Below are 10,287 nucleotides of genomic sequence, written 5' to 3'. Positions count from 1 at the left end.
CAGAGCAGCGCCTGCGCGAGGACGTCGTTGGGCAACACCCGCGTGTCCACCCCGCCGACCTCGACGACCCCGGCGCCGACACCGCCGACGACCAGCTTGCGCACCTTCGGTTCCCCCGCCGCGACGAGCAACGCGACGATGGACCCCATCGAGTAGCCGACGAGATCCACCTCGGGTGCGCCGAGAAGATCGATCACCGCGCGCAGGTCCCGTGCCATGCGCGGTTCACCGTAGCGGCGGGAATCCGGGGACTTCTGCGACCGGCCGTGGCCGCGAGCGTCGACCCCGACCACCGTGCGGCCCGCCGCGGTCAGAGCCGTCACGATGCCCGTACCGGCCCAGTCCACCATCGTGTTCGCCACGAACCCGTGCTGCAGGACTACCGGAACGGGATGCGGCCCGGCCCCGGGACCGGGCTCCCAGCGGTGGTACGCGATCTCCGAACCGTCGTCCACGACGAGAGTCGCCATCCGCGGAGGCGGAGCCGCGTCGAGGCCGGGCACGGGATCAGTCATCGATCTCGGCAGATTCCGCTGCGCGCGCGTCCATCCGGAATCACCCCTCTCGAGAGGACCAGTCGATGTCCTCCCACGGCACTTCGCGTGTTCCCCGGTGCAGCAGGGCCGACAGCCGGTCGAGCAGCCACGGCGGCTGGATCCCCGGCCGCTCGAAGCCGAGCAGGCGTCCACGCCACCGCGGGGTGACGAGCACCTTCACGACCCGGTGACGTCCGTTCTCGTCCTGTTCGGTGAGCAGGTCCGCCACCCGGCCGAGCGGGCGGCCCGCACGGTCGCTGACGGAGCGTCCCAGCAGGTCACTGGCCAGCATTGGCGGCTCCCGGAATCCGGTCGATCACGTGGTCGCGCAGCCACAGCTCGAGCGCCGGTGTGTCCAGCAGCTCGTGCCGGACGTCCAGCCGGATCGCGCTGCCGACCTCGGCGACCCGGTCGATCGGGATCCGCAACGGCCGCGGATCACCGGTCGTGTGCAACCGCCGCGCCACCGCGGCCATCCACCGCCCCAGCACCCCGCCGATGCGCAGGCCCAGAGCGTGGTGGCCGACGAGGATCGCCACCACGACCGGGCGGCCATCCGCGTCGACCGCGAGTTCGACGTCGTCGGCCTTGCCGACGAGGTAGCCGTCCAGGTCGACGATCTGGCGGTCCAGCAGGTCGAAGTCGACGCGCACGCTCAGCCCCCCATTCCGGTGAAGACCATCAGCGGCACCGCGGCGATCGCGGCGACCAGAATGACCACCAGGTAGGTCATCCCCAGCACGTTCGTGACACGGCTGTTGACGCGATCTCCCAGGTAGTCGCGGTCGTTGGCGACGATCAGGATCGGCAGGTAGGTCAACGGCAGCGCGACCGCGCTGAACACCAGCGAGTACTCCGTGATCGCGATCGGATCGGCCGTGGTCAGCAACATCGCCACCCCGAGCAGGATGCTGACGAGCACCACGACGTGGAACCGCGCGGCCTGACGCGGTCGCACCAGCTTCCCCCACTGCCAGCCGAAGTACTGCGCCACCGCGTACCCGGCGGACAGCCCCGTCTCCAGCGCCGCACCGAAGGTGGCGGCGAAGAAGCCGAGGATCACCACGACGAGTCCGATCTTGCCCAGGGCCATCGCCACCGGCAGCGCGGTCTGGCCGAGGGTGTCCACCTGGATGCCCGCCGGCTGGTAGACCACGGCCGCGCACCCCATGATCGCCAGCGAGAGCAGTCCGCCGAGCGGGAAGCCGATGAACACGTTGACGCGTTCGGTCGCGAGATCGCGGCGTGTCCACTTCTCCTCCACCACACCGGAAGAGAAGAAGAACACCTCGTACGGTGTCATCGCGGCCGCGAACAACGCGACGGCGAAGAACCCGTAGGTGCCCCAGTCCTCGGCCGCCGGCGGCCCGAAGCTCGTCGCCTGCCCTGCCAGCTGGTCCCACGGCGGGTCGAGCGCGATGAAGGCGACCACGAACACCACGAGCGCGAGCCCGGCCAGGCCGAAGACCCGTTCCATCGGCTCGAACTTCACCCGCCACAGCACCACCCACAGCACGAACGCGACGATCGGCACCCACAGCAGGTGGTGCACGCTCGTGGCGAGCTCGGTCGCCAACGCCACACCGCCGATCTCCGCCGCCAGCGTCAGCAACGTGACCAGGTAGGAACCCGCGAGGTTGGCCAGCGCGACCCGCGGCCCGAGCCGTTCCCGGACGAGGTCGAACACCGGCCGTCCGCTGACCGCCGCGACCCGTCCGGCCATCTCGGCGTAGACGCAGATGCCGATGACACCGACCACCACGACCCAGGCGAGCCGCATGCCGAACCGGGCGCCCGTCTCGGAGTTCGCCACCAGGTCACCGATGTCGACGAACCCGCCGATCGCCGTGAGGATGCCGAGCGTGACGGCGAGGAACCGCTTCACCGCAGCACCCCCGCCAGCTCCTCACCCGCTCTGGTGAGTCCGTCCACCGCTGCGGCGGCCGCCCGCCGGTCCCCGTCCGCGAGCCCTGCCTGCAGATCGCCGATCAGCCGGGCCGCTTCCTGCACCGGGGGCACGACCCGGTCACGCAGCTCACGCGACCCCGAATCGGGCACCTCGAGCTCCAGGACGTCCGCGGCCGCCGTGGCCACCGACTTGCGCGCGTCGTCGAGGGCGGTGGACTCGAAGGCCCCGACACTGTTGCCCAGCAACGCGGTTCTCCCGACGAGAACGGCCGTCCCGGCGGCGGACACCGCGTCCTGGACGTCCGTCTCCACGGCGGACCTGAACTGGCTGGACGTCGTCGGTCACACCCCGGTCAGCACCAGGGCGAGCAACACCGTCCCGATGCCGACAGGTAATTCCCACCGACGCGTCCGCACGAACGCGACTACCCGCCGTCGACCCGGTCAAACGCCGTTCCGGGGCCGTACATCCCGCGATGTGGGCCGCCCCCGTCATTCGCGAGCGGAGTCCGGGAACCGGACCCGGACGTTGGCCGCCGACGTGAGGTAGGCGTCGCCGAGACGGCGCTGGAGCGAGATGTCCGTGGCAGCGGCGGTGCGAGGCCGGCCGGCGGGAACGGCTTTCACGACGAACTCCTGGATGCGCGCCGGCTCCACCGGGGTCAGGTGGATCATGCACAGCAGCTCGCCGCGTTCCGCCGGAATCGACCAGGTGATGTCGGCGGCGGTGGAGGCCGAGACGACAGCGGACGGGCGGGCGTCGAGCAGGGGGCCGACCTCGGCCGAGAGCCGGGCGATCTCGGCACGGCGGTGCGCCAGCGGGCGGTCGAAGTCGACGTTCTCGGCGAAGATCGCGGCAGCCGCGGAGTCGTCCCAGTGGCGGATCAGGGCCTCGGCCCGCTCGCGGAGCGTGACCGTCTCCGGCCACAGCGCGGCGGTGGCCGCGGGGGCCTGGTGGTGGGTCAGCGTGCGCCCGAGTGCTTCGGCGCAGAGCCCGCGCGGGTTGCCCCGGTTGCCGTTGGTCAGGACCACCACGCCGTGGCCCGTTTCGGGGTGCCAGGCCATGGCTAGCCAGAAACCGGGAAGTCCGCCGCCGTGCGAGATGACGGTCCCGCGATGCAGGTCGGTCGTGACCTCCAGGCCGAGGGCGTATCCGCTGGAGCTCAGCCGGGCCTGCCCGATCCCCGCCACACTCACCGACGGCGGCACGAACACGCGCACGCGCTGCAGGTCCCGCCTGGACAGGCGGCTCAGCACCGGGATGTCGCCGGCGCGCTCGGGCCGCAGCGCGGAGCCGAGCCAGGTGATCCACTTCGCCAGGTCGCGCACGGTGCTCACCAGCCCGCCGGCGGCGAGGAACGCGTCCGAGGTCTGCGGCGGGTAGGCGACCCAGTTCCCCTCCGCGTCCAGCGAGTAGCCGACGGCGCGCGGGAGGTGAGCGGGCACCGCCGTGTCGCAGAACGTGGACGTCAGGCCCAGCGGCTGCAGCAGTTCCTCCGTGAGGAACTGCGCGAGGGGCTTGCCCGTTGCCCGGCTCAGGGCCAGGCCGGCCAGCGTGAAACCGAGGTTGGAGTACTCGAAGACCGCACCCGGCGGATGGCTGAGCCGAACGCCCTTCGACACGCGGGCGAGGAGGTCCTCGGTGGGGGTGTTGATGAACGGGTCCACCCAGGAGTTGTCCTCGGTGAGGCCGCCGCACATGCCCAGGAGCATCTCGATCGTGGGAACGTCCCGCTGGTCACCGGTGAGGACGAACTCGGGGATGTGCTGGGTGATCGGGTCGTGCAGGGACAGGACGCCCCGGTCGCGGGCGATCAGCACGGCACAGGCGACGAAGCTCTTCGACATCGACGCGATCGGGAAGAGCACGTCCGCGTCGGGAACACGGCCGTGGTCGTCGACCTCCCCGAAACCGGCCGAGTGCGCCAGCCCGTCCCGGTCGGCGACGCCGTAGACCAGGGCCCGTGCGTGTCCGGCCGTCGTGTGCTGGCCGAACAGCGCGTCGAGCTCCCGGTGCAGTGGCACCTGGATCACTTCAGCGGACATCCGCGGACCAACTCCTCACGCCCACCGCTCGCGGTTCGATCGGCTCAGGTCACTTCGCTGACGAGACCGACGCTACCGAAAGCTTCCGTCTTGGCGCGAGCACGAACTCGGTTCGGCCACCACCGGGGTCCGCGCAGCACTGTCCACACAGGACACGCAACACGATGGTCCAGTTCCTCACCACGCTCGGGACCCGGACCGGCGTGGTACCGGGTCCCGGTGGCGGCCGCTATCCGGTGTAGCGGGTGTCGGAGCCGTAGAGCTCCCTGGTGAAGGAGGAGATGTAGGTGTGCGAGTCGCCGGCACCGAGGTTGTAGGTCAGGTAGACGCCGTAGCCCTCGCTCACCGTCCGCCTCGCGAAGCTGGCGGCGGTGGAGGTGGACGTCGAGTTGATGTGGACGGCCGCGGGCGAGAGCCGGGACTTGGGCAGAGCCATGCCCGGCGGGCTCCACGTGCCGTAGTAGGGGTTCCAGGCGTAGTCGAACTTCGACGTGATGTCGACGCCCCCGTAGGACAGCCGCGTCGCCGACGGGCCGATGTTGTAGAGGGTGATGAGCTTGTTGGGCATCGCCGCGCGCAGCGCCGTGACCAGGTGGACGAACGAGCTCGCGTTCGGCTGGCCGGTGCCGTTCTTGCCGTACTCGGAGTACTCGTCGTCGAAGTCGATGCCGTCCAGCCCGTACCGGGTCACGGTGTCCGCCAGCTGCTTCGCGAACGCCTCGGCGGACTGCTTGGTCGGGAAGTTGGCGAACCCGGCACCCTCGTGGTTGCCCAGGACCGAGAGGGTGACCTTGATGCCCTTGGCCTGCAGCGGGCGGACCTGGGTGGCCACGTTGTCCAGCACCCGCTGCACGTTCGGGTTGAAGTACAGGTAGGCCGACTTGGTCGAGACGTTGTAGTTGATGTTGGCGGCGAAGATCACGCCGATGTCGAAGGCGTTGCCGCTGCCGTTGCTCAGGGCGTACTTGCCCACGTTGAGCATGCTGTTGTTGTTGACCTCGACGTAGGCCACGGAAACCGGCCCGGTCTTCGCGAGCGCGCTCGCCGTGGTCGTGGTCCCGCTGGCGATCAGTGCGGCCGCCGCTACGAGCGCGGCGATCCGACGGACTCCGGACACCATCGATCAACTCCCATCGACTGGGGTTGGCAGGGGTTGGCCAGATCAGCGAACCAGCAGTGAACTCCCGCCGTCCACGTGTGGCGGCACCTCTGTCCGGTGGGTTGTCCGTTCACGGTGCGATCCGCCGACCGGGATCCGTGCGGATGCGCACCGGCGATCACCCGACTTCTTCCAGCTCCTTCTTCCCGGTTGCAGCGGCCTGCCTGCGCCGACGCAGCACCACGACGACGCCGACTGCCACCGCGACGCCCAGCACGACCCACATCGCCCCGCTGAACACCGACTCGACGTACTTCGCCGACGCCCCCGCGGCCGACCCGATGCCGATGTGCAACGCCGCCCAGCACGCCGCACCCGCGATCGACGCCGGCAGGAACCGCCGGTACTCCAGCTTCGACGCACCCGCCGACGCCGGCACCAAGGTCCGCACCACCGGCAGGAACCTGGCGACGAACACCGCCCACGCACCCCGCCGCCGCAACAACTCCCCCGCCCTGTCCCAGTGCTGCTGCCCCATCCTGCGCACCATCCGGCTGTCGCGCAGCCGATAGCCGTAGCGACGCCCGAGGTAATAGCCGATGCTGTCGCCCGCGACCGCGCACACCGTGACCACCAGCCACATCACCACGAACCGGGGCACTGTCGTCACCGTCGTGGACGCCAGCAGCAACGCCGTCTCCCCCGGCGCCAGAAACCCCACCCCCAGCGTGCACTCAGCCAACGTCAACGCACCCGTCACCGCCAGCACGGCGGGCTGCGGCAGACCGGCGAGCCCCTCGAGGGCATCGGTCAGAAAGGACATGAACTCCCCAAGGGAACCGAGAACAGGTACTCGGCACCAAGGGTGGACTCCCGCGGACGAACGGTGACCCGGTCACGTGGCCGGAAGACCCCGCCGACCGGCGGGGCCGGGTCCAGCCGGGTATCGGGTCGTTCCGGACGTCCGGCAGGGGGAGCGGGGCCGGCGGCTCACAACACTGGGACGCGTCACAGGTTCGGCCAGTCAGTCCCAGGAGGGGAGCTTCTCATGTTCAACCGGATGCTGAGTGCCTTCGGCATCGGCGGCCCGTCGGTCGACACCGTGCTGGACTCGCCGCACGCCGTGCCCGGCCAGCCTGTCACCGGACAGGTCCGCATCCGGGGCGGCAGCTCGGACGCCGAGATCGGCCAGGTCGTGCTGTCCCTCGTGACCCGGGTCGAGGGCGGCGGCTTCTCCTTCGGCCACGACGACGAGCGCGGTGACGGCGCGGAGTTCTTCCGGTCGGTGGTGCAGCAGGGCCTGCGGGTGCCGGCGGGTCAGCTGGTGCCGGTTCCGTTCCAGCTGGTGCTGCCGTGGGAGACGCCGATCACCGCGGTCGGGGGTTCGGCACTGCCGGGGATGAGCGTGGGCGTGCGCACCGAGCTGGTCATCGCGGGCGCTCGCGACAAGGGGGACCTCGACACGGTCCTGGTGGGTCCGCTGCCGTCGCAGAACAAGGTGCTGGACGCCTTTGGGCAGCTCGGTTTCTCGTTCCGCGGCACGAGTGTCGGGACAGGACACCTGCCCGGGGTTTCGCACGAGCTCGGCTGCTACCAGGAACTCGCGTTCTTCCCGCCGGGGCAGTTCGCGGGCAGGGTCGGCCAGGTCGACCTGACCTTCGTCGCCACCGAGCACGTGCTGCACGTGATCCTCGAGGCCGACCGGCGCGGCGGGTTCAGCTCCGGCGGAGACACCACCGGGCACCTCCGGGTCTCCCACCAGGAGGCGCAGACCACCGACTGGGCGTCCGCCATTGACGCGTGGCTCACGCAGGTCGCCGCGCGTTCCGCTGCGAACCCCGCGTTCGGCGGCTGGCCCGGTCACGGCGACCACCACCAGCAGGACCAGCGACGTGGGGGCGGCACGGGCGGCATGCTCGCCGCCGGCGCGGCCGGTGTCGCGGGCGGTGTGCTCGGCGGCATGGCGCTGGGCGGTGTCGCGGACGAGTTCTTCGGCGACGACGAGGGGTGACCTGCCCGCTCCCGGATGCGGGCCCGCGCGGGCACTGGGGAGACTGCACGTGGACAGATCCACAGAGGAGTGACGCATGATCCGGGTGGTCGTCGTGGACGACGAGGAACTGGTGCGGACGGGGTTCCGCCTCATCCTGCAGGCGGCCGGGGACATCGAGGTGGTCGCGACGCCGACCGGGGCGCAGGCGGTGCGCGAGGTCAGCCTGCTCAAACCCGACGTCGTGCTGCTCGACATCCGCATGCCCGACGTCGACGGGCTGACGATCCTGCGTCAGCTGCAGGGCCTCAAGCCACCGCCGGTGGTGGCGATGCTGACGACGTTCGACTCGGACGAGTACATCGCCACGGCGCTGCGCACGGGCGCGTCCGGGTTCGTGCTCAAGGACACCGGCCCCGAACAGCTGGCGCAGATGGTGCGCACCCTCGCCCACGGCGGCGTCGTGCTCTCCCCCAAGGTCACCCGGACCGTGGTCGACGGCTACCTCGGGTCCGGTGCGGGGTCGGGCGCGGCCGAGCAGGTCGGCCTGCTCAGCGAACGCGAACGCGCGGTGCTCGTGCTGATCGCCGAGGGGCTGTCCAACACCGAGATCGGCGCTCGGGTCCACATCAGCGTGGGCACGGTGAAGGACCACGTCAGCGCCATTCTCACCAAGCTGCGGGTCGGCAGCCGGGTGCAGGCCGCGCTCGTGGCGCAGCGCGCCGGGCTGCTCGACGACGGCGAGGAGGGCCGGTGACCTCCCGGCCCTCTCCCCTGCTGGTCCGCGGCGCGGTGCTCGCGCTCGCGGTCGTCGAGGGCGTGCTGACGACGATCAGCGAGGAGGACCCGTACGGCATCGTCCCGATCGCGGTCGCGGTGCTCGCGCTGCTGGTGCTCGAACGCCGGCCGCTGCCCGCGTTCCTGGCGACGTTGCCCGCGGTGCTGTACCCCGGCGCGATCCTCCCGGCGATCATCGGCCTCTACGTGGTCTCGAGCCGCCACCGCGACTGGTGGGTGCCGGCCGGGTGCGGGCTGCTGGCCGCGGCCGGCTTCGTCTTCCCGACGGCGGAGTTCGCCCCGTCCATCTGGAACTCCTACACGCTGCTCGGGGTCATCTACTTCACGATGACCGCGCTCGCCCCGATCCTGCTCGGCCAGTTCCTGCGCTCCCGGCGCGAGCTGGCGCTGCGGCTGGAGGAGATCAAGGAAGCCCGCGAGCACGAACGCCGCCTCGACGCCGAGGCGATCCTCGCCAAGGAACGCAACCAGCTCGCCCGCGAGATGCACGACGTCGTCTCGCACCAGGTGAGCCTGATCGCGGTGCAGGCGGCGGCGCTGCAGGTCAGCACCCCCGACCCGGACGCCAGGCTGGCCGCGGCGAACGTGCGGCAGCTGTCGGTCAACACCCTGGACGAGCTGCGGCACATGGTGAACCTGCTGCGCGCCTCCGGCACCCCGGCCACCGAGCTCACCCCGCAGCCCACGCTCACCGACCTCGAACGCCTCATCGCCGGCAGCGCGATCGACGCCCAGCTGGTCGGCACGGCACCCGAAGGCCTCGAACCGACCGTGCAGCGCGCGATCTACCGCACCGTCCAGGAAGCGCTCACGAACGTGCGCAAGCACGCGCCCGGCGCCGGCGCGACCGTGGAGATCAGCCACGACGACACCGACCTGACCGTGACGGTCACCAACACCAGGCCGACCCGGCCGCACCTCGCACTGCCCAGCGCCCGGCACGGGCTGGTCGGCCTGCACGAACGGGCGGCACTGCTGAACGGCAAACTGCACACCGGTCCCACGGCCGACGGCGGCTTCCAGTTGCGGCTGATCCTGCCGCTCACCGCGCACGGGTGACTCTTCGCGGCGGACGCCGGGGGCATCCCGGTGGTGCCTGTCGGCTGGGGTGGTGCTCAGTCGTCCTGGCGCATGTTCGCGGGTAGCCGGGGGAACGGTCCGCGGCGGAGGTAGCGCCACTGCGAGATGAACACGACGATGGTCAGCACCAGGCTCGTCGTGCCCCAGAGCAGGAGGGCCGTCCAGTCGTCGAAGAGGAACGCTCCTGCGAGGAGCGCGAGTACGAGCAAGGCGCCGCCGGTCAGCACTCCGTGCCAGGTCACTCGCTTGAGGTCGCGCATCCGCTCGCGCTGCTCGTCGTCCATCTCGCGCTTCCGCACAGGACCATTCTCCCACGTGAAAGGTGGAACACGGGATTTCTGATCGTTGCTTACCATGTCGCGCATGGTTCTCGCCGGTGGTGATGAGTGAGCGACGAGGCGCGCGTGCTCGCGCTCGACGGCAAGGTCGCCGAGTTCACTTCCGCGGGCGGTGTGCACGGATACCTGGCGGTCCGGGTCGAGAAAGCGATCGCTCGCAGGGGCAGGGTGCGGATTCCGAAGACGTTCGTCTACATGGACGCGGCCATCCGTTCGACGGCCGACGCGAACTGGGAGTTCTCCGACCGCGCCGACTTCGAGTACGACGACTCCCTTGCCGAGCTGACGGCGAGGAGGGTCGACTGGTACGGGATGGAACTCGACCTCACCTGGCTCAACCCGGTCGAGGCGGAAGGCGTCCGCCAGACCGTGTTCGGCTGTGAATGAGCGTTCGGCCGCCTACCGGGACCTGGTCGCCGGCCTCGAAGCCCTGCTGTTCCACCACGACCCGGTCGGCATCGCCTTCGAGGACAACACCGACGAGTACCGGCC

Annotated in this window: 13 protein-coding genes; 4 read left to right on the top strand and 9 right to left on the bottom strand. The window is 70.6% G+C overall.

Going from position 1 to position 10,287, the window contains the following annotated elements; translation table 11 throughout:
- The 8 genes from ACFWGZ_RS35185 to ACFWGZ_RS35150 all read right to left on the bottom strand — a co-directional run.
- On the bottom strand, window positions 1-515 hold a 515-nt coding region (locus ACFWGZ_RS35185), incomplete at its 3' end, for an alpha/beta fold hydrolase (protein WP_382455909.1).
- A gap of 40 nt (window positions 516-555) precedes the next feature.
- Window positions 556-828: a PRC-barrel domain containing protein gene (locus ACFWGZ_RS35180; RefSeq protein WP_382455908.1), complete on the bottom strand. Its 273-nt coding sequence runs from the start codon at window positions 826-828 to the stop codon at window positions 556-558.
- Window positions 815-1,189, bottom strand: coding sequence for a hypothetical protein (locus tag ACFWGZ_RS35175; RefSeq protein ID WP_382455907.1), 375 nt, complete (start codon window positions 1,187-1,189; stop codon window positions 815-817). The genes ACFWGZ_RS35180 and ACFWGZ_RS35175 overlap by 14 nt, the downstream gene beginning before the upstream one ends.
- A 2-nt stretch (window positions 1,190-1,191) precedes the next feature.
- Window positions 1,192-2,421 carry an NRAMP family divalent metal transporter gene (locus ACFWGZ_RS35170; RefSeq protein ID WP_382455906.1) on the bottom strand — a complete coding sequence of 410 codons (1,230 nt, stop codon included), beginning with the start codon at window positions 2,419-2,421 and terminating at the stop codon, window positions 1,192-1,194.
- A complete protein-coding gene (locus ACFWGZ_RS35165) occupies window positions 2,418-2,756 on the bottom strand; it encodes a hypothetical protein (protein WP_382455905.1) in 339 nt (112 codons plus the stop codon). Before ACFWGZ_RS35165 ends, ACFWGZ_RS35170 begins: the two co-directional genes overlap by 4 nt.
- A gap of 180 nt (window positions 2,757-2,936) precedes the next feature.
- Window positions 2,937-4,490, bottom strand: a complete 1,554-nt coding sequence (locus ACFWGZ_RS35160) for a serine hydrolase domain-containing protein (protein WP_382455904.1) — start codon at window positions 4,488-4,490, stop codon at window positions 2,937-2,939.
- Window positions 4,491-4,719: 229 nt separating this feature from the next.
- Window positions 4,720-5,610 (bottom strand): endo-beta-N-acetylglucosaminidase H, encoded by an 891-nt coding sequence (locus ACFWGZ_RS35155; protein ID WP_382455903.1) that lies wholly within the window; start codon window positions 5,608-5,610, stop codon window positions 4,720-4,722.
- A 157-nt stretch (window positions 5,611-5,767) separates the two neighbouring features.
- A complete protein-coding gene (locus tag ACFWGZ_RS35150) occupies window positions 5,768-6,412 on the bottom strand; it encodes a DedA family protein (protein ID WP_382455902.1) in 645 nt (214 codons plus the stop codon).
- Window positions 6,413-6,637: 225 nt separating this feature from the next.
- On the opposite strand from ACFWGZ_RS35150, the gene ACFWGZ_RS35145 reads away from it, so the two are divergent.
- The 3 genes from ACFWGZ_RS35145 (at window position 6,638) to ACFWGZ_RS35135 (ending at window position 9,436) form a co-directional block, all read left to right on the top strand.
- Complete coding sequence (locus ACFWGZ_RS35145; protein WP_382455901.1) at window positions 6,638-7,600, top strand: sporulation protein; 963 nt, start codon at window positions 6,638-6,640, stop codon at window positions 7,598-7,600.
- 76 nt (window positions 7,601-7,676) lie between these two features.
- Window positions 7,677-8,336, top strand: a complete 660-nt coding sequence (locus ACFWGZ_RS35140; RefSeq protein ID WP_382455900.1) for a response regulator — start codon at window positions 7,677-7,679, stop codon at window positions 8,334-8,336.
- Window positions 8,333-9,436 (top strand): sensor histidine kinase, encoded by a 1,104-nt coding sequence (locus tag ACFWGZ_RS35135; RefSeq protein WP_382455899.1) that lies wholly within the window; start codon window positions 8,333-8,335, stop codon window positions 9,434-9,436. Before ACFWGZ_RS35140 ends, ACFWGZ_RS35135 begins: the two co-directional genes overlap by 4 nt.
- A gap of 56 nt (window positions 9,437-9,492) precedes the next feature.
- Here ACFWGZ_RS35135 and ACFWGZ_RS35130 read toward each other — a convergent pair whose 3' ends face one another.
- Entirely contained in the window at window positions 9,493-9,756 is a 264-nt protein-coding gene (locus ACFWGZ_RS35130; RefSeq protein ID WP_382455898.1) for a hypothetical protein, read from the bottom strand.
- Between the two features lie 87 nt (window positions 9,757-9,843).
- On the opposite strand from ACFWGZ_RS35130, the gene ACFWGZ_RS35125 reads away from it, so the two are divergent.
- Window positions 9,844-10,182: a hypothetical protein gene (locus ACFWGZ_RS35125; protein WP_382455897.1), complete on the top strand. Its 339-nt coding sequence runs from the start codon at window positions 9,844-9,846 to the stop codon at window positions 10,180-10,182.
- Window positions 10,183-10,287: the final 105 nt, after the last annotated feature.

The organism is Lentzea sp. NPDC060358, assembly GCF_042725365.1.
In the GTDB taxonomy this organism is placed as follows: Bacteria; Actinomycetota; Actinomycetes; order Mycobacteriales; family Pseudonocardiaceae; genus Lentzea.
The sequence above is the reverse complement of the archived record's forward strand: the minus strand, read 5'-3'. Positions and strand labels throughout refer to the sequence as shown.